Origin of the sequence: Jeotgalibaca sp. A127 (assembly GCF_052266745.1) — a bacterium.
Taxonomy (GTDB): Bacteria; Bacillota; Bacilli; order Lactobacillales; family Aerococcaceae; genus Jeotgalibaca.
In genome coordinates, this window is sequence record NZ_JBQPRC010000003.1 from 75,119 (window position 1) to 97,183 (window position 22,065).

Genomic DNA, 22,065 nt, shown 5'->3' on the forward strand with positions numbered 1-22,065 from the left:
GATGTATCAATCGGTTGAAGAACTTGTAAATGATGCCTTGGAAAAAAAATTACCCATTTCAGAATTAATGGTTCGACAAGAAATGCTTACATCCCACCGTTCACGCGAAGAAATTTGGGAACAGATGCGTAAAAATTATTTGGTCATGAAAAATGCCGTTGAAAAAGGACTGGCTGGAGATGGGGTCTTTTCACCTACCGGTTTAACCGGTGGTGAAGCAGTTAAATTAAGAAATTACCGTAAAAAAGGTAAATCCTTGGCAGGTAACGACTTATTAGTAGCGGTCGAAAATGCGATTGCTACAAACGAAGTAAATGCCTCACTTGGCATCATTTGTGCCACACCTACTGCTGGATCATCTGGCACCTTGCCTGGGGTAATGTTCGGTATAAAAGATAAATTGGAACTGACTGAGGATCAGATGGTTCAAATGCTCTTTTGTGCGAGTGGTTTTGGTATGGTTATTGCCAATAATGCCATGATTTCAGGGGCTGCAGGCGGGTGTCAAGCGGAAGTAGGAAGTGCCTCTGGAATGGCAGCGGCAGCCGCGGTCGAAATTTCGGGTGGTACGCCTAGTGAGAGTGCCGAAGCATTGGCAATGGCTTTGAGTAATCTTCTCGGTTTGGTATGTGATCCAGTAGCTGGTTTAGTTGAAATACCTTGTGTAAAACGGAACGCAATTGGTGCCGTAAACGCGCTCATTTCTGCTGACATGGCCTTAGCTGGCTTGACGAATAAAATTCCCGCTGATGATGTTATCGAGGCTATGCGTCGCGTTGGTGAGAACCTCCCCCCTTCCCTAAGGGAAACCGGTTTGGGTGGTTTGGCTGCAACGCGCGAAGGCGTGCGGCTGAAGATGAAGATATTTGGTACAGAGTTGGAAATTGGCGGGACTAATGTAGAAGAATAAAAATGGAGGGCTGGGAAATAACTCCCAGCCCTCATCTATTTACGAATACTTCAACGCAAACGTGCTCAAAAAGGCAGCCCCGACGCCACTTCACGAATAATGCTCAGATGGTCTGCGACCATCCTGTGCTTATTCGTTCCAGTGGTTCGGGGCTAAACGCCTTTTTGAGCACTTTCCATTTTTTTAGTTTCTATACATTTTGACTTCCAGGAATAAATCATTGTAAATACCCAACAATTCTGGTCCCAGGTTTTCATATACTTCCATATTTTCAATAGCCTTGTCAGAAGGATAAAATTGCTCGTCGGCAATTACTTCTGGGTCCATCAGTTCCATGGCAGAAGCATTCGGTGTTGAATAGCCGACATAATCAGCATTGATAGCTGCATTTTCCGGATCCAACATGAAGTTGATGAACGCATAAGCTCCTTCGACATTATGAGCTGTTTTGGGAATAACAATGTTATCGAACCATAAGTTCGTTCCCTCTTCTGGAATTACATAATGCAGATTCTCATTTTCCCAGATCATTTCACTTGCTTCTCCTGAGAAAGTAACAGCCATGGCGGCTTCTTCCTGAATCATGTACATTTTTATTTCGTCCGCAATTATGGCTTTGACGTTTGGCGTCATTTCTTTTAATTTCGCAGCTACATCAACCAAGACTTCGGGATTCGTTTCGTTCAAGGAATAGCCTTCGCTTTGCAAACCAATTCCCATTACCTCTCGCGCACCATCGATTAGCATCAAATCGTTGCGATAAGAATCATTCCAAAGATCATTCCAGGACGTGGGTGCTTCATCAATAAACTTATCGTTATAGATAATTCCCAATGTCCCCCAGAAATAAGGGATAGAGTAACTGTTCCCTTCATCAAAACTCAAATCGAGGAAACGCGGATTAATATGGTCCAAACCTTCTATTTTTGAATGGTCCAGCTTCAATAGCATATTCTCTTCAATCATCCGGGAAATCATATATTCAGAAGGAACGGCGATATCATAGGATGTTCCGCCCTGATTTATTTTCGTATACATGGCTTCATTCGAATCGAAAGTTTCGTAGGAAACTTTGTAACCTGTTTCCTCTTCGAATTTTTCAATTAAAGAAGGTTCAATGTAGTCTCCCCAGTTATAAATCGTCAAGGTATTTTCACCAGTGAAACCTTGTGCTTTATTCAAATAATCAATTCCAAATGCCAGTAACAAACAAACCGCTAAAACGGAAGCTGCTGCCCAGACTAATTTCTTCATGGCTTAACCACCTCATTCTGCGTAAAACCAACTGCTTTTACTGATTTATCACGTTTCTTTTGACCATACATTTGAATCGCGTTATAACCGAGTATCAAGACAAGTGTGAACAGGAACATTAAGGCACTTAAGGCATTGATTTCCAAACTTACGCCACGACGAGCCCGCGAATAAATTTCAACAGCTAACGTACTAAAACCGTTACCTGTAACGAAGAATGTTACCGCAAAATCATCCAGTGAATACGTAAAGGCCATAAAAAAGCCACTCAAAATCCCTGGGGTAATACTTGGCAACAAAATACGGGAAATGACTTGCCATGAATTGGCTCCTAAATCCTGTGCGGCGCTAATCATCGAATCTTTCATTTCGTATAAACGAGGCAAGACCATCAACACCACGATTGGAATAGAAAACGCAACATGTGCAAACAATACAGAAGCAAAGCCTAAACTGAATCCAATCAGAGTAAATAAAATCAATAAGCTCGCTCCGATAATAACATCAGGAGATACCATCAATACGTTATTCAAGCTTAGCAAAATTCTTCTCGTTTGTATTTTTTTGGTGTAATAAATGTAAATCGCACCGAATGTCCCAATTACGGTTGCAATTAATGCCGATAACAAAGCGACGAGGAGTGTGTTCAGCACAATCCCTATCAAACGTTTATCTTCAAAAACGGCTTGATAATGTTCCCAGGTAAATCCCGTGAACTCATTCATGGTTCCACCAGCATTAAACGAATAGAAAATTAAGTAGAAAATCGGCAAATATAAAACCATAAAAACAAGCACCAGATAAATATTACTCCACTTTGAATTAGCTGTTAATTTCATTATCTGCTGCCCCCTTTATCTTTTTTTTCGCCAGTAAGAAGCATGATAACAATCATTGCCACAATTAGGACGACTCCGATTGTTGATCCCATCCCCCAGTTTTGCGTAACCAGGAAATGTTGCTCCACAGCTGTACCCAACGTGACTACACGATTTCCACCAATCATCCGTGTTAACATAAACAATGATAGAGATGGAATAAAAACAGCCTGGAACCCACTGCGGACGCCGCTCATGCTGAGTGGGAAGATAACACGTTTTAAAGTTTCCCAACGATTAGCGCCTAAGTCATAACTAGCCATTTGCAATGAGGGATTGATTTCCATTATCGAGTTATAAATGGGTAGAATCATGAAAGGCAATTCAATATAAGAAGCAACAAATACAAAACTAAAGTCAGTAAATAATAGTTGTTGTGATCCGATTCCCAAAAACTCGAGGAATTGGTTCACAGAACCACTCTGGCTGAAAATCCCAATAAAAGCATAGGCTTTTAGCAACAAATTCACCCAAGTCGGCAGAATAATAAGCGACAGCCACAATTGTTTATTCTTTGTTCGACTCAAGAATAATGCGGTTGGATAGCTGATTAAAAACGTCACTAACGTAATTAAGAATGCATAGAAAAATGAATTAAAAGTCATTGCTAAATAGTTGCCTGATGTAAAATAAGCCGTGTAATTAGCAAATGTAAAATTACCAGAAATATCAAAAAATGATTGATATAAAATCAACAAAACCGGAATGATTACAAATAGTCCCAACCACAATATATAAGGGGCTGAGAACCAATATTTAGAACGTGTCGTCATTTTGGCCCTCCTTACTCTTCGTAGCTTTCGAGACGCGCATCGAATTCTTCTTCGGTTTCACCGAGACGCATAACGTGGATATCTTGCGGGGTAAAGTACAAGCCGACTTCTTTACCAATTTCTGCCTTTTTCGTTGAATGAACCATCCACTCATTACCATCAGCATCGTAACCAATAATTTCGTAATGTACCCCACGGAATAATTGTGTGTCTACTTTAACAATCAACTTTCCTTTTTCAACCGTCGTTAATTCCAAATCTTCCGGACGAATAACAATTTCAATTTTTTCTCCAGGAGTGATTCCAGCATCCGCACATTCGAACTCTTTGCCTACAAAATTGACACGGTAATCATCAACCATCGTTCCGGGTACGATATTACTTTCCCCGATAAAATCAGCTACAAAACGACTAATCGGTTCATCATAAATATCTACTGGCGTACCACTTTGAACGATATGTCCTTTATTCATTACAAATATCCAGTCGCTCATTGCTAACGCTTCTTCTTGGTCATGCGTCACGAAAATAAAGGTAATTCCCAAACGTTGTTGAATTTCCCTTAGTTCATATTGCATTTCAGTACGTAATTTTAAATCAAGGGCAGAAAGTGGTTCATCCAGCAACAATACTTCCGGTTCATTCACAATCGCACGGGCAATCGCAACCCGTTGCTGTTGTCCACCCGACATTTCACGAATTTCACGTTTTTCATAACCCGATAACTGAACCATTTTTAAAGCCTCTTTGACTTTTTGTTCAATTTCGTTTTTAGGTAATTTTTTTAATGACAAACCAAATGCCACATTATCAAAAACATTCATATGTGGGAAAAGTGCATAATCCTGAAACACGGTATTTACTTTCCGTTTATTTGGTGGGACATCGTTGACTACTTGATCATTGATCCGGATTTTGCCGTTTGTCGCATCCGTAAAACCTGCAATAAGACGTAGTATCGTCGTTTTCCCACATCCTGATGGTCCTAGTAATGTATAAAACTTACCTCGTTCTACCTCAAAATTAATATCATGCAATACAGTTTCATCATCATATACTTTATTTACATTTTCCAAAGTAATGATTGTTTCATTTGCCATTCCTTACACCTACGCTTTCATTATTTATAAATATGAATCTGTCACCACTAACAAAATGCGCGATTGCATACTACTTGCATTTCGTAATTGATGAAATTCAGAAGCTTCAAAATAAAAAGACTGTCCTTTTTTTATGGGATAGACATCTTCCCCCACCTGTAACTCGACTGCACCTTTCAAAACATAGCCAAATGTTTCGGATAAGGAGGGTGGGTATTGTTTAAACTCACCTTCTGGTTCTAATGTTAACATAACTGGTTCCATTTCTTTGTCATTTGAATCCGGAACTAACCAGGAGGTGGAGAAACCTTTATCATCATCCTTAAAAATTGTGACATCTTTTTTTGTGTAGACAATTTGTTGTGCTGTACTCTCTGGGTCAAAAAAATCTTTCGGCGTCGTTCCAAGCACCTCCAAGATGTCAAAAAAGGTTTCCATAGAAGGTGAGCTGAAACCATTCTCAAGCTGGGATATGTAACCCTTTGTTAAATCAGTCCGTTCTCCCAGCTCTTCTTGCGTCAAATTCTTTTGAAGTCGCAACTCTTTTAATTTTTTCCCAATATCCATAGGACTACCTCTTTTCATCATAAAGTTTAGTAAAAGTAATCTTTTAGTTTAGGTCCGAATATGATTATAATAGTCTTTCAGAAAAAGACAAGACTTTTAATGAAAAAAACCTTATTCTTTTTCAGAATAAGGTTTCTCTATAACTAAAACAATCTGGCAACGCGATCATAATGAATAAACTTATCTGTAAACGCATAAGGATCGGTCATATTGATTTGTTTGGCAAAGGTTAGGAGATTTGTTTCTTTTAAGGAAGCAGCCGCTACAATTTCGGGTGTGGCAAGGACCATGACAGGACTAGCATCCGCGATGACCTCCCCTTCTGCCATCACGATTGCGCGTTTGGTATATTCAAGCATCAAATGAATATCATGGGTTACTAAAAGAACGCTGACGCCTCTTAAATTTATGGATTGAAGAAAATTCATAATTTCAATGTAGCTATTCAAATCCTGACCAGCTGCCGGTTCATCGACAATAATGAGCTCGGGATCCAAGACCAAGACGGAACCAATCGCTACCCTACGCAATTGCCCGAAACTTAAAGCAGCGATAGGTAAATCACGAATGTATTGTAAACTACAAATTCGGATAACTTTCTCAATACGTTTACTGATTTCTTGTTCAGAAAAATTACGGTTACGCAAACGGTAAGCCAATTCATCGACAATTGTTGGTTGGGAAATAGATTCCAATGGATTCTGGGGAACGTAACCAATACAAACAGCTAATTCGTCTGCATTATACGAAGAGACATCTTCCCCTTTCCATAACATTTGGCCTTCTTGAACAGCTTCTTCCCCGGAAATCAACTTTGAAAGAGTTGTCTTACCAGAACCGTTCGGTCCCACCAAACTCACCATCTCACCTTGATTTATTTTGAGACTAACATTTTTGAGTATTGGTCTTTCGTTCCACGGATATTGGAAATTAATATCACGCAGTTCCATCAAAGGCTTCAGTTGTTCGCGATATTGGAATTGGGGAAGATAGGACAGCCACAACTCCATTTGTTCTTTTAAATTGGGTCCATTTATTTTGTGGACATCGTCCAAGTTATTAACCGTATCGAGATTGACCCCAGCATAGCGCATCGCGGTTATGTATAATGGTTCTCTGATACCAATTTCACCTAGGACATCTGTCTTAAGAATATCAGAAGGTTTTCCGTCTGCCATTAAACGACCTTCAGAAAGTAAAATCAATCTTTCAATTGGATAAGCTAATGCATCTTCCAGACGATGTTCGATAATGATAATGGTTGTGTCCGTTTGTTTGGCTAATTCATCAATAAATTTCATTGCTATATCACCAGATTTTGGATCAAGATTGGCAAGTGGTTCATCCAAAATCAAAACAGGTTTATCATCAATAAAGAAGCCAGCTGATTTCATTTTTTCAAACTGGCTGTCTGAGATCATGTTATAACTTTCTTTTAAGGAAGGATATTTACTTAAAAACCATTCCATGCTTGCTAATTTCTTTTGTTCAAGATACGTTTGAAACGGTTCAACTGCAGGTTGAACCGTCTGCCCTTTATTTTTCTCATGAATAGTCGCAGCACTTTCCAGCATACTGATGGCAAGTTCATTGGGCAGAAAATTGGAGATAATCGGATTATTGATATCTTCTCCAATTATAATTTTCCCCGAAAAATCATTGTTGTCCTTATTCGGCAAGACCCCAGACAAACAGCGTGCAAAGGTTGATTTCCCGGATCCGCTTGGCCCGATTACCAGAATTTTTTCACCTTCATTAATTGTTACATTTAATTCATTTAAAATTGGAACAGTTTGATCAGAATAGGTAAATGTAAAATTTTGAAAGGTAATAAAAGGCTTTTTCAAGAAATCTCCTCCTCTACTTATTTGAATGTCTGTTTCATGAAGTTACTTCCTCCATGACTTTACTCGGGTCTTCGCCAATGATGCGTACTTCTGTTTCTAATTCAACATCATAAACTTCTTTAATTACTTTTTGAATATACCCTATCAAGTCAATATAATCCGTTGCAGTGGCCCCGTCAATATTAACAATGAAACCGGCATGTTTCAGGGAAATTTGTGCTCCACCCCATTGTTTACCTTGAAGGCCGGCGTCCTGGATTAGTTTCCCCGTAAAGTAACCCGTTGGGCGTTTGAATACACTCCCACATGATGGGTATTCTAACGGTTGCTTAGATTCACGTAGTTCTGTGAATTCTGTCATTTTTTCTTGTATTTTGTCTTCTTTACCTTTTTCCAGAGTAAAAACTGTTTCCAGCACAATATCTCCGGTATTTTGAACGACACTGTAGCGGTAACGGAATTCCATTTCCTTGTGAGTGTATATTTTACGCTCGCCGCTCAGTGTTACAACCTCGACCGTTTCAATGACAGATTCAACTTCACCGCCATAGGCTCCTGCATTCATGTAGACAGCACCGCCCACACTCCCTGGAATACCACAAGCAAATTCAAGTCCAGTCAGTTTTTCACGTAAAGCTACCCGTGAAGTTTCAATTAATGCTGCTCCGCTTTGGACAATTAATTGATTTTTATTGACAAGAATATCATCCATATGAGTCAAAATCATTACAACGCCACGAATACCGCCATCACGGATAATAACATTACTGGAATTGCCAAGAGTCGTTAAAGGAATTTTATTGTCAAATGTCCATTTTACGATATTTTGCACTTCGTCTTTTGTTTTTGGAAAAACAAGGGCATCCACTGGTCCACCTGTTTTCGTATATGTATAATTGCTGAGGAATTCATTTTCCTTAATGATGATCGACGGAAAAAGTTTTCGCAATTCCCCTGCCACCTGTTTGTATTCTTGCACGTTTTTCGCCTCACTAAATATTCATTATTCAGACAAATAAATGTTTTATAATTTTTTATTTGCATCGCATTAGTTATTGTAGCATATCTTACCTCGATATTAAGCTATTTTTTGTTAGTTAGTCAACTTGTAATCTTTGTCATCTAACATTCAAAGTGAATAATCGCAATTTCAAGTGAAAATATGCTAAAATATTCCGGAGAGGAAAGGAGAATGACAGATGAAAAATAAACAACTACGAAATGCGACGGTTTTTACATTGCTTGCTATTCTTTACCCCGTCTATCTTTTCGGAACAAAAGATCCTGATTCCATTGCAACCGTTTCTGTATTATTAGCACTATTTTTCCCATTAGTCGGTGTTATATACGGCCTAAATGTGAAAGAAACAAAATTTAAATGGGCTTTTGTAATAATAAACTTAATTGTTCTTGGTATTTTCAGTAATTTTGCTTTAGGAATTTTATTCTAGGAGTGAGCGAGTATGCCATTAAAATTTGTATCATGGAATGTGAATGGTCTCAGAGCAATCGTGCAGAAAAATTTCTTGGAAGTATTTTCTGAATTAGATGCGGATTTTTTTTGTATTCAAGAAACAAAATTACAAGAAGGTCAGATTGAATTAGAGTTTGAAGGATATCAATCTTATTGGAATTATGCTGTCAAAAAAGGCTATTCCGGAACTGCCATTTATACTAAGCATCCACCAATTTCCGTTAGATATGGGATGGGTATAGATGAACACGATCAAGAAGGTCGACTGATCAGTCTAGAATATCCAAACTTCTGGCTTGTAACGGTTTATACACCAAATTCCAAATCTGAATTAGCACGACTGGATTATCGGATGACATGGGAAGAATCATTCCGTCATTATTTAAAATCCCTTGAAGAAACGAAACCAGTGGTTATATGTGGAGACTTAAACGTCGCACATACTGAAATTGATTTAAAAAACCCAAAGTCTAATCGTAAAAATGCAGGCTTCTCGGATGAAGAACGGAATAAATTCTCGCTGTTGTTAGAAAATGGTTTTATCGATACATTCCGGTTCTTTTACCCTGATGTAACAGGTCGCTACACTTGGTGGAATTATCGCTTTAATGCCAGAAAAAATAACGCTGGATGGCGCATTGACTATTTTCTTACTTCGGAAGCTTTAAAAAATAAGTTAGTGGCTGCTGAAATTCACGATAAGATTCTAGGAAGCGATCATTGTCCCGTTTCATTAACATTGGACGCTTAAAAACCGTTGGAGCAGATTGCTTCCAACGGTTTTTTCTAATCCACCAATAAACTCATCATGACACCATCTACAAACTCTCCGTCAATAAACATGACGCGGGGCATAATGCCTTCTCGTTGATAGCCCATTTTCTCATAAAGTGCTATGGCACGCTCATTGTCAGCGTGAACGGTTAATTCCAGGCGACGGATCACGCCAGACTCTTTCGCCCAAATTTCTACTTCTTCCATTAAAGCTGTTCCAAGACCATATCCCCAGAATTCTTTGGAAACTGTAATACCGACTTCTCCCACATGTTTCGTTTTTGGTTTATCATTGGATCCGACAGAAGCAATCCCGATTAATTCTTCATTATTAATGGTTGCTACCAGCATGATGGCATTATCCTTTTCCATCAAACCTTCTAAATACATCTCTTCAAACGCTTCAGATAGCTCCAACCCTTCTGGTCCGTAAGTTAAATAATCTGTTTCTGCACCTGTTTGCTCACAGAATGCAATAATATCTTTTGCATCTGAGGGTATTGCTTCACGGATAATGATTTCAAGTTTTTCAGTTTTCATTTAAATTTTTCCAATCTATTAATAGTTTGTCATAACGTTCTCCGACTGATTCAATCGTAAACGTACGATTTTGTAGATATTCCCCTGTTTTATCTATTTGGACAAGCAGATAATTATTAGGTAATTCATCCGCAATAAACTTGGACCATTCAACAACGCTTACCCCATCACCGTAAAAATATTCTTCCAAACCCATTTCATCACTACCTGCTTCTTCAAGCCGGTAAACATCCATGTGATATAGCGGTAAACGTCCTTTGGTATATTCCCGGATAATGGTATAGGTGGGACTTTTGATAACTTGTCCTATTCCCATCCCTGTCGCCAATCCTTTTGTAAAAGTTGTTTTACCAGCCCCTAAGTCGCCTTCCAACAAAATAACATCGCGTGCTTGAACTAAGTTCCCCAATTTTTCGGCTAAATCGAGTGTTTCTTTTTCATTGTTGGTATTAATTGTATAAATCACCATTCAACCCCCACTTCAATCTCTGCTCTATTATATCGCAAAAAGAAAAAGAAAAAAACAGCCCCAGCATATGACTGGGGCTGTTATACGGATAAATTATTTTACCAATGTTTGATTTGCTGTGATAATAGCTGTCTTGAAGACATCCTCTTCCACACAACCACGAGAAAGGTCAGAAATCGGTTTATTCAAACCTTGCAAGATTGGTCCAACAGCTTCAAAAGCTCCAAAACGTTGTGCAATCTTGTAACCAATGTTTCCTGATTGGATTTCAGGGAATACAAATACTGTTGCTTGACCAGCAACTGGGGAATCTGGTGCTTTTTGTTTAGCTACTGCTTCAACAAAGGCAGCATCAAATTGCAATTCGCCATCGATATTATATTCCGGCGCTAATTCTTTAGCAATTCTTGTTGCTTCGGCAACTTTTTCTTGTTCTGGGGATGATGCAGATCCTTTAGTGGAGAAGCTTAACATTGCCACATTCGGCTCAATATCGAACATTTCAGCTGTTTTAGCTGATTCCACTGCGATTTCTGCCAATTCTTGTGCAGTTGGGTTAATGTTAATAGCACAGTCAGAGAACAAATATTTTTCTTGGCCACGACCACGAAGCATGATAAAAGCTCCAGAAGTACGGCTAACGCCTGGTTTTGTTTTGATGATTTGTAGAGCTGGACGCACAGTATCACCTGTTGAGTGAACGGCACCACTTACTAAGCCATCAGCCAATCCCATATATACAAGCATTGTTCCGAAATAGTTTTCATCCAATAATGTTTTGCGTGCTTGTTCTTCTGTCGCTTTTCCTTTACGACGTTCAACAAAAGATGCAACCATTTCGTCAAATTCAGCATAGTTAGCTGGATCTAAAACAGAAACGCCTTCAATGTTGAATCCACGGTCTTTAGCAGCTGTTTCAACAGCTGCTTTGTTACCAACTAAAATTGGTTCTACTAAATCCTCTGCTTTAAGACGTACTACGGCACCTAAAATACGTGAATCTGTTGCTTCCGGGAAAACGATTTTAATTTTTTTACCTTTAATCTTTGCTTCTAAACTTTGGAACATGTCCATGTGAGAGTTCCCTCCTCGGATTTTTTACTACACACCTATCATAACGCAATTTCAAAAAAATATCAGCTATTATTGATAGAAACAGCATAAAAAACTGTTTCATAATCTATAAGTCAAGATTATTGATATCAAAAATAACATTTTATTGGTAATTTATGAATTTACTGCACATAGAGTGTACGTGTTGTAAATGACATCATACTAGAAATTATTTGTTCATTTTCTGTTTTGAAACAGATTAACGTGTGTATCACTTCGTACGGTTTTTAAGTAAATTATTAATAATATCTAAATGTCCAATCGAGAAATATATCTTTGAGTGTGGGAACCAGAAATTCATCTTCTGGAGAATACGTTTTACCGGTATCATCCTGTGCTATCACGACATGGTCATAAAAAATATAGTGGGTGTCATTAAATCCAATCGTTTCAAATTCAGAATCCTTCAGATGATGAAGCGTTCCTATTATAGCCGTCTGAGATTCAGACGGTTCAAAAACAACACTTGATTCATACTGTTTGAATATTTTCCCTTTATACTCAAAATAATGATGACGGTGTTTTTTCCCCAGATAATTTACTGGTTCTCTAACAATTTCTTCATCATACAACCCCGTTGCCATCACCCCGTCAGGATCATGATAACGGGCATAGGCTGCCACTGTTGATGGGGTCATGGGTTGATAACCTTGGAATGCTTTATACTGCATATGCCGAATAACTGGCGTCACGTGACTTGCAGGCTCTAAATACGACTCATACCGTTGATTATTAAACAAAATCGCCACCGCAAATATGCCAACGACAATAGCGGCTATTTTCAAAACGTTTTTCCCAATGCTTGTCTTTCTTTTTGTGAAAGCAAAAGCCATAACCAGACCAGAAAACATTATTATCCCCAGTGAAACTGGTGCCCAAAATTGATACCATTTTTCGGCTGCCATCCAGAATGATAAGGTCACGTTCAACTTCCACCCTTCACAATCCCGAATTCTTCCGCCAACAAGCGGTAGGAGTTATGTCTTACATCCTGAGGGTCTGCAAAAGTAACGATCATCGCTTCATCTATGTGATATTCCATCTCATATTTTTTCAATTCGGCTGCTACCGTTTGAGCAGTCCCAATTAGCATCCCTTCACGAAGCTTCTCAATAATCATGCGGTCCATTTCGGATAAAGGATGATTTACGGCTTCTTCGGGTGTTAACATCTTCTCCATGCGATGACCGCGCATCAAATTCATTTTTGATAGCAGGTAAGGAAGAGTATAGTAGTTAGCTTCTTCCTCCGTTTCGCAGACCATTGCATAAAACGCAACCGATAATTTTTTCTCGGCCATAAAGCGGGAGGGTTTAAATCGACTGTTATAAATTTCAAAGGCTTCGGGGTTCATCTTGCCGCTAAAAAATTGCGCATAGGAATAACCAATACCTCTATTTGCAGCCTGCATGGCACTGTCACCACTCGAACCTAATAGCCACATGGTAGGAACTGTTTCGGTTTGTGGTGTTGCAATAGTATGTTGATATACCTCGTATTGCGGTTGCTCATCTAATATCAAATCTTGGATTACTTCTAATTTGTCATACATGTTATTTAAGTTCGGGGCTTTTCCCTGTGACAAAGCAAAGATTGCATTGCGGTCGCCACCAGGTGCCCGCCCTATTCCCAAATCTATTCTGCCTGGATGCAGGACTTCCAATGTTTTGAAAATTTCTGCAATTTTTAAAGGCGAATAATGCATCATCATGATGCCGCCTGTCCCAACATTAATGGTCTTTGTTTTTGCTGCCACGTGTGCCGTTATAATCTCGGGTGCTGAACTAGCTAAATTAGTAGCCCCATGATGTTCAGAAAACCAAATACGTCGATAACCAAGTTTTTCTGCAACTTGCGCTAAGGTGACAGCATTATTCAAAGCATCTCTTGAGCTACTTGCAGTAGATATTGGCACTTGATCTAAAATACTTAATTCCATATTAAGACTCCTTTCCGGGTGTCCATTTCACCATCAAGGATACCATAAAATATATGACTATTCCGCATTTATACATAGAGCTTTTAAAAAAATCATTTACCTTTTAAATCGGATGCTTCAAGGCTGATGCGTCGCTCGGTGGATTCGACAAATAAGGTTTCCAAAGCTTTGCTATCATCGGTTAAGACTGCTTGTTTGATAGCATGAAACTGCATCTCAAAACTTGTCATGGCATCCAGTAATGCTGCCTTGTTTTCCAGGAATAATTCTGACCATAAGGATTCATTTATTTTGGCAATACGCGTTAAATCACGGTAACTATCTCCGATAAATCGCACGGTCTCACGATGAGGATCATCACTATTAATCAAGGCAACTGCAATCGCGTGACAAAGTTGGCTGGTAAAAGCAATCATCTCATCATGTTCCTGTGGGTTCACGACTGATATCCTTTTAAAACCAAGCTTTTTCAATAAATCGATCAAGATATCTACATTCTCTTGTTTATTTTCACTGGTTGGAGTTATCAAGTAATTTGCACCCTGGAAAATAGTACCAGTCGCAAATTTATAGCCGCGACTCTCGCGTCCAGCCATTGGATGGCCAAATATAAAATCCACTTGTTTCGGGAGATCAGCTTGCATATTTTCAATTAAAGCACCTTTCACGCCCGCAGTATCCGTCAGGATAGCACCTGTTTTGAATTCTTGCGCGTGAGTTTTCACAAATTTTTTCATTGCCTCTGGATACAGTGCAAAAATTACAATATCCGCTCTTTGGAGAATCGTTTTATTTTTGGTTTCCCCGCCTTGAATTGTTCCTTCTTCCAATGCCTGTTTAAGTGTTTCGGAATCAAGATCGATTGCCAAAACCTCAACATCCTTTATTTCATTTAACTTGATCGCTTTGGCAAATGAACCCCCAACAACTCCTAAGCCTACAATTGCAATTGTTTTCATATTTCAGTCCCCTTTCTATTCAAAAAAATAAACCCCGCCGAGTAATAACCTCAGCAGGGTTTATATTAAATTTTCCAGTTGGGGATCAACCAGAGTGTTTAAATTTACCAGCCGCTATTATTACAAGCGGCTGAACAGACATGTCAATATAGCCACTCTAGATATGAATGTTTATCACAGTTCACATCCAAAGTTGGATATGAATACTATCTATAGTAGCCATAATATTCATTTTCTTTTTGCCATACCCAATTAGTCATTGTCTGTCCTCGATTCTTTTTGTAAACCTATCATAATTCAAAGAAAAGAATATTTCAAGTTAAATCTCATTGTCCTCTAATTTTTCAAAAAACAGATTGACTGCTTCTTGAAAACTCCCTGGATCCGTTACAAAGAAATCATGGCCGCCTTCCGGGACAATAAAAACTTCTCCATTCGGTATCAGTGCGGCCATTTCTTCAGTGTGCTCGCGCTTAATTAAATCAAATTCACCAGCCATCACCAAAACCGGAACTTGTAAATTCTTCAAATCATTTTCAGATAAATCCAATTCATCCAACATCAAATTCACAATATTCAATTGCCTTTTAACTTCTTCATTTTGCTCCTGAGTCAAAAGTTCTTCCCTGTGCTCAACAATCTCCTGGTAAGTTGTTTTCTCAATCGCATCTGCCTTATAGTTGGACCCCATCGTTATAACACAACGGACACGTTCTGGATTATGAGCCGCTAAATATAAGGCAATATTTCCGCCATCACTGTAACCAACGATTATAATTTTTTCGATCGCCAGTTCATCAAGCAGTGTTAAAATATCATCAGCAATCAGCCTGAAGGTCAGAGTGTCAACGCCTAAATCGGACCGCCCATGCCCACGGGTGTCCATAGCAATAACAGTATGTGTGGGCTGAAAATCTTCAAATTGGATACTGAAAATATCAGAATCCTCTCCATTACCATGGATGAACAACAGAGGTTCCCCTACTCCCCCCATCTGATAATAAAGGTTTCCCCGGGAAGTTTCTAAAATGTAACTTTTCATTCGGTCACCTCATCCGGCAATTGCCAGTCAATGGGCTGTTCGCCTAATTCTTTTAGTGCCTGGTTAGTCTTGGAAAATGGTTTGGATCCGAAAAAGCCTCTGTGAGCCGATAACGGACTTGGATGTGGGGAGGATATTACAATATGCTTGGATGTATCGATAAATGCTTTTTTAGCAATGGACGCATTTCCCCACAAAATAAATACAACTGGTTTATCACGCTCATTTAGGGCGCGGATAACGGCGTCCGTTAATAATTCCCACCCTTTTCCACGATGGGAATAAGCTTCCCCTTGGCGGACAGTCAAGACACTGTTTAAAAGGAAAACACCTTGTTTTGCCCAGGCAGTTAAATTACCATGGGTCACAGGTTTAATACCTAAATCAGATTCCAATTCCTTATATATATTTCGCAATGATGGTGGAATTCGGACTCCTTTTTGGACAGAGAAACTAAGCCCATGTGCCTGGTTTTCTCCATGGTAAGGATCTTGACCGATGATAACCACTTTCACATCATTATAAGGTGTTAATTCGAATGCATTCCATATATCATGCATACTGGGATAAATAGTTGCTTGTCCATACTCTTTTTTCAAAAATTCACGTAGTTGTAAATAATAAGCTGATTTGAACTCAGGCTCCAAAACTTCTTGCCACTCATTGTGAATAATCTGCTTCATTCTAATCTCCTCACTTTAGTATATAGTGTACCAAATTAGTAAAAATGTTACACTGGAAAGGTAATATTCAAATATGATTTCAGGAGGATGTATAGTGATTCAATTAATCGTATCTGATATGGATGGAACGCTTTTGAATAATAAAATGGCTATCTCGGAAGCAAACCAACAGGCTATCAAAGAAGCTGAACAACAAGGCATAAAATTCATGGTCGCAACGGGCCGTGGTTATACAGAAGCAGTCCCTGCTTTAAAAGAGGTGGGTATACGTTGTCCCATGATTACGGTGAACGGGGGCCAGATTATTGATGAAGCAGGAAATTTAGTTGAAAATGTCGGGATAGACAAAGATCGCATCCGATACATTCTAGATGCTGCACGTGAAAAAGGATTATATGCAGAAGTTGTAATGGCAGACGGCGTTTATTCTGACAATAAAGTGAAACGTGTAGAAACAATGACGAGTTTATTACATACTACCAACCCGGATACGACTTTTAAAATGGCATTAGTTCTTGCTCTCGGTCGTCTGGAGTTGTTAAACATCAATTATATAGACGATTACGAGGAAATACTTACAGATGATCGACTTGCTTTGAAGGTTCTGGTATTCAGCAATAGCGGTCAACCAGAGCTACAGCCTCTCCGGGAAAATCTGGATAAAGATAAAGAACTCGTCGTCACTTCCTCTTTCTTTAATAACTTGGAGATTAACCATGTAAATGCACAAAAAGGAATAGCACTTGAACGCGTTGCTAAAAAAATGGGAATCCCTCTTGAAAATGTAATGGCGATCGGTGATAATTTCAACGACGTATCCATGCTTGAAAAAGCTGGTGTCAGTTTTGCCATGGGAAACGCAGAGGACGGCGTAAAAAAAGTGGCTAAATATGTGACCGCAACAAATACCCATGATGGTGTTGCGCAAGCGATTTACCGAAGTATCCACGAAAAATTGTAACATTTTGACCAAATAAAACGTCTTTGTAAATAGAAAGGAGGCGTTTTGGATGGAAGTTGAATTGTTATCCTATATAGAAGTCATTAGCAATACTGGCTTTCCCATCGTTATCTCCATGTATCTGTTGAATCGCATGGAGAAGAAATTGGACACGTTAGTACAGGCTATTGAAAAACTTGGCAGGATATAAACAATACCTTGATTTCAAATTCCTGTCTTAAGTAGTTTTTTGTCAAGACTCATTATCATCTCATACACTTTTAATATAGCCATTTTTTTGGTAGAATAAGACAACGATGCCGAAAGGAGTCCACAAATGGCTAAGATTAAAGTAAAAGTAACAGATCTCAAGAAGAATTTTGGTGAAAATGAGGTCCTAAAATCAATTAATGCAGAAATTGTTGAAGGTGAAGTTGTGTGTATCATTGGTCCTTCTGGTTCAGGAAAAAGTACGTTTCTGCGTTGTTTAAACGGGTTAGAAGAAATTTCTGGTGGACATGTTGAAATCGATAATGTTGATTTAACTGATCCTAAAATCAATATAAATAAGGTACGGGAAGAAATTGGTATGGTATTCCAACATTTCAACCTATTCCCCCACTTAACAGTGGCACAAAACATTACGCTTGCACCCGTGGAATTGAAGCGAATGACAAAAGAAGAGGCGCACAGCAAAGCCGCTGAACTGTTGGAAATAGTTGGATTAAGCGAAAAAATTGATGTCTATCCAAACTCATTATCAGGGGGACAAAAACAACGTGTTGCTATTGCACGCGCGTTGGCTATGAATCCAGATATTATGTTGTTTGACGAACCAACTTCAGCGTTAGACCCAGAAATGGTTGGTGAAGTTTTAGAAGTAATGAAACGCCTTGCCCGAGAAGGTATGACCATGATTGTCGTTACACACGAAATGGGCTTTGCCCGCGAAGTTGGTGACCGTGTCATTTTCATGGATGGCGGATTCATTGTTGAAGAAGGTACACCGGAAGAAATCTTCAAAAACGCAAAACATCCACGTACACAAGATTTCTTGAATAAAGTATTGTAAACAAATAGGAAACCGAGACTATCAAAGTCTCGGTTTTTTTCATTCTATAAGGTTATTCGGTGTTGGTGAAGGAAATGCCTAGCAACACCATAAATAACAGATCCATATAAAAAAACTGGGTGAAATCACCCAGTTTTTTCCTAGTATTAATTTAAGATTGTTACAGTAAGTTGGCGTCTTCCGAATGCCCAGGCGCTATCCAGATTTTCCATATGGATATCAATTCGATTTCCGATAATGGCGCTTCCCGTGTCTCCTGCTAAATAGATTCCATATCCTGGAATTTCCACTAATGACCACAATGGAATAACAGACGGATCTACAGCAATAACCATTGGATTTTCACGTAAATCAATACCTGTGAAAGTATGATTACTTAGACTCGGTTGATTGCGTGAGTATGCTGTGGCATTGACCGTTACTTGACGACCTGATGGTGCTGGCGTCTCAGTTACTACTGGAGCAGAAATATTCTGTACAACCGTATTTTCTACGACTTCTGTTTCTGTTTCTACAACCAATTCTGTCTTAGCAGCTTCCTCGGCAGCAATACGTTCTGCTTCTTCAGCTGCAGCATTTTCGGCTGCCAGTTTATCGGATGCCGCTTTTTCGGCTGCAATTTTATCTGCTTCAGCCTTTTCTTTAGCAGCTTTTTCGGCTGCTACTTTTTCAGCTTTGGCAACTTCAGCTAAACGGTTTTCTTCCGCTGTTTTGTCTGCCATAATTTTTTCTAGTTCGGCTTGATTCTCGTTTAAGATTTGTTGCAAGGAACCAAGTTCGCGCGCCAAAATCTCAGATTCAGCATCCACAAGTAGTGATTTTTCTTCAATTAGTGCAATTTCTTCACTCAACTGCGTTTCTAAATCTTCTAATTTTTGTTCTTCTTCGATTGCCAATTCGATCCGATCATTATCGGCACTTTGAAGTTGACCAAGAATCAACAGCAAATTAAGAAAATCACCAAAGTTTTCTGCTTCCATAAGCATTAACATCCGGCTATTAGTTGAAGATGAAGTTTGCAATGCCACCAAACGTTCTTCCAATTGTTCTTTGCGTGCTGCAATTAGCGCTTTTTGTTCTTCAATCTCTGCAAGTGTTTCGGTTTTTTGACCTTCGACATCTTCAATCTGTGCATTCAGTTCTTCAACCTCAGCTTTTTTATTGTTAACTGAAGTCAATTTGTCAGTTACCAATACCTCTATTTCTGAGATTTCATTCTGCTTGGATTGTTCTTGCTTTTGAATTTTATCTAATGTACTCGCTTGAATCGGTGCTGCAAATAGCATTTGTGCTGCTAATGCCGCTACAAGTAATTTTCCGAGCTTTCTTTCTTTAACCAATTAGGCTCGCCTCTTTCCTTTGGAAATACTATTTGTATTATACGATTCAAATTTGTGAGAGAGGTTTCAAGCATCTTACGATTATGTGTCAACTTCTATTCGTCTGTAATGTAACTGTAACATCTTACAGAAAATAGCACTTTGCATCCTAAGAGTACTATTGCTATGATAGTTTTAGTAAAATTGATGAATAATTTCAAAAGGAGAATATACAATGACTCTAAAAGGCTACTATGCAGCTCCCCTTTTTTCACATATGGAATTACAGTACAACGAATTCTTGGTTGGTAAAATTCGGGAAGCTTATCCCGATTTAAATCTTTATGTACCTCAAGAAAACGGCGAAATTAATGATAAGAACGCTTATGCAGATTCAATTTTAATCGCTAAACAGGATACGGATCAATTACTGGCTTCGGATATTTTGATTGCTATTCTGGATGGCCAAACGATGGATGTAGGAGTGGCCACTGAAATTGGTGTTGCTTATCAAGCAGGTATTCCTATTGTTGCCCTTTATTCAGATTCAAGGCAACAAGGTGCCACAAACGAAAAAAAATTGGCTGCCTTACAAGAAGTGGCTGAGTCACAATTTCCGTATGTTAACTTGTATACAGTCGGCTTAATTAAAACAAACGGTGTCGTTGTTAATAACGTCGACGCATTAATCGAAAAAATCGCAAATTATATTAATATATAGATTTAAATGAGGACGACGCCAAGTTGGCGTCGCCCTCATTTTGTTTTTTGTGACAAATGACTATTTGTTCTATAAAATAGAGATAACGTCCGAACATTGAGGAGAATATATATGAAACCTGAAAAAATTGCTCTAATTGATATTGGATCGAATACGATTCGTCTCGTTATTTTCGAAATCACGGAAGATTATAACCTCTATGAACTACAAAATATCAAAACGCCTGCTCGACTAAGCCAATACCTTAGCGAGGATAAGACGATGTCTCAAGATGGAATTGATTCTTTGGTGAATGTATTGAAAACCTTTGTTGCGGTTACTGAGCAATATGATGTTTCGCAATTATTACCAATGGCAACGGCAGCCATTCGCCAATCAACCAATCGGGAAGATATTGTTCGTCAAGTAGCAGAAAAAGCAGGAGTCAATTTACAAATTGTTCCCGAAGAAAAAGAAGCTTTTTATGGTAGTTACGCAGTAACTTTATCGACAGAGACCAGTGAGGGTGTAACGGTCGATATTGGTGGGGGAAGTACCGAAATAACCTACTTTGAAAACAAGGAAATCGTCCGCTATCATAGTTTCCCTTTTGGTGTTGTAACCCTTAAGCAAATGTTTTTTGATGGCAAAGAGCATAATAACGAAAAAGCCATCAAGAAAATGACGTGTTTCATTCAGGAGCAGTTCAAGAGCCTTAAATGGTTGAATAAATTACGCGTTCCCGTTACTGCCATTGGTGGTTCAGCCCGTAGTATCGCCAACGTGCATCAACGCCAAACCAACTATCCCCTAGCTGGTGTTCACGGCTATCGCATGTCTCGCGATGATTTAGCTTTGACTCTTGACCTTTTTAAAAGTTTGTCCATACCGGAATTGCAGGAACTGGATGGTTTGAGCCAGGACCGTGCTGACATTATTATCCCGGCAAACGTTGTCTTTCAAGCGTTATTTGATGAAGTAAAAGCTTCGATGTTCATTTTTAGCAATAAAGGTTTGCGCGAAGGAATTATAATGGATTATCTGAACCAACTATCTGATAATCAAGCGTTCACTAAGGAAAATACGAGTACACAAAGCATTTACAAACTTGGGTTGAGTTATCACACCCAAAATAGAGTAGCAGATCAACGCGGAAATCTAGTCAGCATGTTATATGAAGAAATGTGTAAGGTTGATATTTTCGAAAAAGATCGCTATATCGCCCGTCTTCTTCAATATGGGAGCTACCTCTATTACCTGGGAGTCTATGTAGAAAGTGGTGCCGTTTCCCAGCATACCTTCTATATTATTTCTAATAGTGAATTAAATGGCCTTTCTCATCGCGAACGTGTTGTTGTCGCTTTGCTGGCAAGTTTCAAAAACCGTTCTTTATTCAATCAATATCTGGAACCTTTCAACGAATGGTTTAACGTCACCTATATCGATCAAATCAGGGAATTGGGGGGCATTATAAAGTTCGCTAACGCTCTCAATGATTCACATCTGAATGTTGTAAAAAACATAGAACTTAAACCCAAGAAAAATGGGTTTGATTTATTAATATACTATAAAGGCTCAATTATTGCCGAAGAATACCGGGCTATGCGTCAACGCAAACATATTCAACGCATAATAAAAGGAAATCTGGATATAGTTTTTGTAGATGTGGCTACTGGAAAAAAGAAGATTTTGGGTAAAGCTTACTAATTATT

At 38.9% G+C, this 22,065-nt stretch carries 24 protein-coding genes; 8 read left to right on the forward strand and 16 right to left on the reverse strand.

The genetic code is table 11. The annotated features are described in order from the left end of the window. Position 1 precedes the first annotated feature (1 nt). A complete protein-coding gene (gene sdaAA, locus ACTVAI_RS04390) occupies positions 2-910 on the forward strand; it encodes an L-serine ammonia-lyase, iron-sulfur-dependent, subunit alpha (RefSeq protein WP_443485979.1) in 909 nt (302 codons plus the stop codon). Between the two features lie 183 nt (positions 911-1,093). Here sdaAA and ACTVAI_RS04395 read toward each other — a convergent pair whose 3' ends face one another. From ACTVAI_RS04395 to murB, 7 genes are all read right to left on the reverse strand, one after another. After that, positions 1,094-2,164, reverse strand: coding sequence for an ABC transporter substrate-binding protein (locus tag ACTVAI_RS04395; RefSeq protein WP_443472848.1), 1,071 nt, complete (start codon positions 2,162-2,164; stop codon positions 1,094-1,096). Continuing rightward, positions 2,161-3,003, reverse strand: a complete 843-nt coding sequence (locus ACTVAI_RS04400; RefSeq protein ID WP_443472847.1) for an ABC transporter permease — start codon at positions 3,001-3,003, stop codon at positions 2,161-2,163. The genes ACTVAI_RS04395 and ACTVAI_RS04400 overlap by 4 nt, the downstream gene beginning before the upstream one ends. Then, positions 3,003-3,815 (reverse strand): ABC transporter permease, encoded by an 813-nt coding sequence (locus ACTVAI_RS04405; RefSeq protein ID WP_443485980.1) that lies wholly within the window; start codon positions 3,813-3,815, stop codon positions 3,003-3,005. Before ACTVAI_RS04405 ends, ACTVAI_RS04400 begins: the two co-directional genes overlap by 1 nt. 11 nt (positions 3,816-3,826) lie before the next feature. Continuing rightward, positions 3,827-4,915, reverse strand: coding sequence for an ABC transporter ATP-binding protein (locus ACTVAI_RS04410; RefSeq protein ID WP_443472845.1), 1,089 nt, complete (start codon positions 4,913-4,915; stop codon positions 3,827-3,829). A gap of 24 nt (positions 4,916-4,939) precedes the next feature. Then, positions 4,940-5,482 (reverse strand): helix-turn-helix domain-containing protein, encoded by a 543-nt coding sequence (locus tag ACTVAI_RS04415; protein ID WP_443472844.1) that lies wholly within the window; start codon positions 5,480-5,482, stop codon positions 4,940-4,942. Positions 5,483-5,625: 143 nt separating this feature from the next. Further along, entirely contained in the window at positions 5,626-7,329 is a 1,704-nt protein-coding gene (locus ACTVAI_RS04420) for an ABC transporter ATP-binding protein (RefSeq protein WP_443472843.1), read from the reverse strand. 34 nt (positions 7,330-7,363) lie between these two features. Beyond that, on the reverse strand, positions 7,364-8,308 hold the full coding sequence (murB, locus tag ACTVAI_RS04425) for a UDP-N-acetylmuramate dehydrogenase (protein ID WP_443472842.1): 945 nt from the start codon (positions 8,306-8,308) through the stop codon (positions 7,364-7,366). Positions 8,309-8,528: 220 nt separating this feature from the next. Here murB and ACTVAI_RS04430 point away from each other — a divergent pair, with 220 nt between their 5' ends. Together ACTVAI_RS04430 and ACTVAI_RS04435 are read left to right on the forward strand one after the other, a co-directional pair. Then, positions 8,529-8,780: a hypothetical protein gene (locus ACTVAI_RS04430; RefSeq protein WP_443485981.1), complete on the forward strand. Its 252-nt coding sequence runs from the start codon at positions 8,529-8,531 to the stop codon at positions 8,778-8,780. 12 nt (positions 8,781-8,792) lie between these two features. Beyond that, positions 8,793-9,554 (forward strand): exodeoxyribonuclease III, encoded by a 762-nt coding sequence (locus tag ACTVAI_RS04435; RefSeq protein ID WP_443485982.1) that lies wholly within the window; start codon positions 8,793-8,795, stop codon positions 9,552-9,554. Positions 9,555-9,589: 35 nt separating this feature from the next. Here the strand turns inward: ACTVAI_RS04435 and ACTVAI_RS04440 are convergent, their stop codons facing one another. The 8 genes from ACTVAI_RS04440 to ACTVAI_RS04475 all read right to left on the reverse strand — a co-directional run bounded on the left by ACTVAI_RS04440 (position 9,590) and on the right by ACTVAI_RS04475 (position 16,322). Beyond that, a complete protein-coding gene (locus ACTVAI_RS04440) occupies positions 9,590-10,117 on the reverse strand; it encodes a GNAT family N-acetyltransferase (protein ID WP_443472839.1) in 528 nt (175 codons plus the stop codon). Continuing rightward, complete coding sequence (tsaE, locus tag ACTVAI_RS04445) at positions 10,107-10,580, reverse strand: tRNA (adenosine(37)-N6)-threonylcarbamoyltransferase complex ATPase subunit type 1 TsaE (RefSeq protein ID WP_443486123.1); 474 nt, start codon at positions 10,578-10,580, stop codon at positions 10,107-10,109. Before tsaE ends, ACTVAI_RS04440 begins: the two co-directional genes overlap by 11 nt. Before the next feature lie 99 nt (positions 10,581-10,679). Further along, entirely contained in the window at positions 10,680-11,660 is a 981-nt protein-coding gene (gene pta, locus ACTVAI_RS04450; protein WP_443485983.1) for a phosphate acetyltransferase, read from the reverse strand. 278 nt (positions 11,661-11,938) lie between these two features. Then, the gene (locus ACTVAI_RS04455) at positions 11,939-12,628 is read right to left on the reverse strand and encodes a hypothetical protein (protein ID WP_443472836.1); all 690 of its coding nucleotides are present in this window, start codon (positions 12,626-12,628) and stop codon (positions 11,939-11,941) included. After that, positions 12,625-13,638, reverse strand: a complete 1,014-nt coding sequence (locus ACTVAI_RS04460; protein WP_443472835.1) for an LLM class flavin-dependent oxidoreductase — start codon at positions 13,636-13,638, stop codon at positions 12,625-12,627. The genes ACTVAI_RS04455 and ACTVAI_RS04460 overlap by 4 nt, the downstream gene beginning before the upstream one ends. Positions 13,639-13,730: 92 nt before the next feature. Further along, positions 13,731-14,597, reverse strand: coding sequence for a prephenate dehydrogenase (locus ACTVAI_RS04465; protein ID WP_443472834.1), 867 nt, complete (start codon positions 14,595-14,597; stop codon positions 13,731-13,733). A gap of 319 nt (positions 14,598-14,916) precedes the next feature. Beyond that, positions 14,917-15,639: an alpha/beta fold hydrolase gene (locus ACTVAI_RS04470; RefSeq protein ID WP_443472833.1), complete on the reverse strand. Its 723-nt coding sequence runs from the start codon at positions 15,637-15,639 to the stop codon at positions 14,917-14,919. Next, positions 15,636-16,322 (reverse strand): uracil-DNA glycosylase, encoded by a 687-nt coding sequence (locus tag ACTVAI_RS04475; RefSeq protein ID WP_443485984.1) that lies wholly within the window; start codon positions 16,320-16,322, stop codon positions 15,636-15,638. The genes ACTVAI_RS04470 and ACTVAI_RS04475 overlap by 4 nt, the downstream gene beginning before the upstream one ends. 94 nt (positions 16,323-16,416) lie before the next feature. Here ACTVAI_RS04475 and ACTVAI_RS04480 point away from each other — a divergent pair, with 94 nt between their 5' ends. From ACTVAI_RS04480 to ACTVAI_RS04490, 3 genes are all read left to right on the forward strand, one after another. Next, the gene (locus ACTVAI_RS04480; protein WP_443485985.1) at positions 16,417-17,283 is read left to right on the forward strand and encodes a Cof-type HAD-IIB family hydrolase; all 867 of its coding nucleotides are present in this window, start codon (positions 16,417-16,419) and stop codon (positions 17,281-17,283) included. Positions 17,284-17,332: 49 nt separating this feature from the next. Further along, a complete protein-coding gene (locus tag ACTVAI_RS04485; RefSeq protein ID WP_443472830.1) occupies positions 17,333-17,473 on the forward strand; it encodes a YvrJ family protein in 141 nt (46 codons plus the stop codon). Between the two features lie 126 nt (positions 17,474-17,599). Next, positions 17,600-18,334, forward strand: coding sequence for an amino acid ABC transporter ATP-binding protein (locus ACTVAI_RS04490; protein ID WP_443472829.1), 735 nt, complete (start codon positions 17,600-17,602; stop codon positions 18,332-18,334). Between the two features lie 146 nt (positions 18,335-18,480). Here ACTVAI_RS04490 and ACTVAI_RS04495 read toward each other — a convergent pair whose 3' ends face one another. After that, positions 18,481-19,674 (reverse strand): 3D domain-containing protein, encoded by a 1,194-nt coding sequence (locus ACTVAI_RS04495; RefSeq protein WP_443485986.1) that lies wholly within the window; start codon positions 19,672-19,674, stop codon positions 18,481-18,483. A gap of 214 nt (positions 19,675-19,888) precedes the next feature. On the opposite strand from ACTVAI_RS04495, the gene ACTVAI_RS04500 reads away from it, so the two are divergent. Then, entirely contained in the window at positions 19,889-20,374 is a 486-nt protein-coding gene (locus ACTVAI_RS04500; protein ID WP_443472827.1) for a nucleoside 2-deoxyribosyltransferase, read from the forward strand. A gap of 111 nt (positions 20,375-20,485) precedes the next feature. Then, positions 20,486-22,060 carry a Ppx/GppA family phosphatase gene (locus ACTVAI_RS04505; protein WP_443472826.1) on the forward strand — a complete coding sequence of 525 codons (1,575 nt, stop codon included), beginning with the start codon at positions 20,486-20,488 and terminating at the stop codon, positions 22,058-22,060. The last annotated feature ends 5 nt before the right edge of the window (positions 22,061-22,065 follow it).

Coding starts and splice junctions, on each gene's coding strand:
- sdaAA (WP_443485979.1), top strand. CDS start 2: ATGTATCAATCGGTTGAAGAACTTGTAAATGATGCCTTGGAAAAAAAA.
- ACTVAI_RS04395 (WP_443472848.1), bottom strand. CDS start 2,164: ATGAAGAAATTAGTCTGGGCAGCAGCTTCCGTTTTAGCGGTTTGTTTG.
- ACTVAI_RS04400 (WP_443472847.1), bottom strand. CDS start 3,003: ATGAAATTAACAGCTAATTCAAAGTGGAGTAATATTTATCTGGTGCTT.
- ACTVAI_RS04405 (WP_443485980.1), bottom strand. CDS start 3,815: ATGACGACACGTTCTAAATATTGGTTCTCAGCCCCTTATATATTGTGG.
- ACTVAI_RS04410 (WP_443472845.1), bottom strand. CDS start 4,915: ATGGCAAATGAAACAATCATTACTTTGGAAAATGTAAATAAAGTATAT.
- ACTVAI_RS04415 (WP_443472844.1), bottom strand. CDS start 5,482: ATGGATATTGGGAAAAAATTAAAAGAGTTGCGACTTCAAAAGAATTTG.
- ACTVAI_RS04430 (WP_443485981.1), top strand. CDS start 8,529: ATGAAAAATAAACAACTACGAAATGCGACGGTTTTTACATTGCTTGCT.
- ACTVAI_RS04435 (WP_443485982.1), top strand. CDS start 8,793: ATGCCATTAAAATTTGTATCATGGAATGTGAATGGTCTCAGAGCAATC.
- ACTVAI_RS04440 (WP_443472839.1), bottom strand. CDS start 10,117: ATGAAAACTGAAAAACTTGAAATCATTATCCGTGAAGCAATACCCTCA.
- pta (WP_443485983.1), bottom strand. CDS start 11,660: ATGGACATGTTCCAAAGTTTAGAAGCAAAGATTAAAGGTAAAAAAATT.
- ACTVAI_RS04460 (WP_443472835.1), bottom strand. CDS start 13,638: ATGGAATTAAGTATTTTAGATCAAGTGCCAATATCTACTGCAAGTAGC.
- ACTVAI_RS04465 (WP_443472834.1), bottom strand. CDS start 14,597: ATGAAAACAATTGCAATTGTAGGCTTAGGAGTTGTTGGGGGTTCATTT.
- ACTVAI_RS04470 (WP_443472833.1), bottom strand. CDS start 15,639: ATGAAAAGTTACATTTTAGAAACTTCCCGGGGAAACCTTTATTATCAG.
- ACTVAI_RS04475 (WP_443485984.1), bottom strand. CDS start 16,322: ATGAAGCAGATTATTCACAATGAGTGGCAAGAAGTTTTGGAGCCTGAG.
- ACTVAI_RS04485 (WP_443472830.1), top strand. CDS start 17,333: ATGGAAGTTGAATTGTTATCCTATATAGAAGTCATTAGCAATACTGGC.
- ACTVAI_RS04490 (WP_443472829.1), top strand. CDS start 17,600: ATGGCTAAGATTAAAGTAAAAGTAACAGATCTCAAGAAGAATTTTGGT.
- ACTVAI_RS04500 (WP_443472827.1), top strand. CDS start 19,889: ATGACTCTAAAAGGCTACTATGCAGCTCCCCTTTTTTCACATATGGAA.
- ACTVAI_RS04505 (WP_443472826.1), top strand. CDS start 20,486: ATGAAACCTGAAAAAATTGCTCTAATTGATATTGGATCGAATACGATT.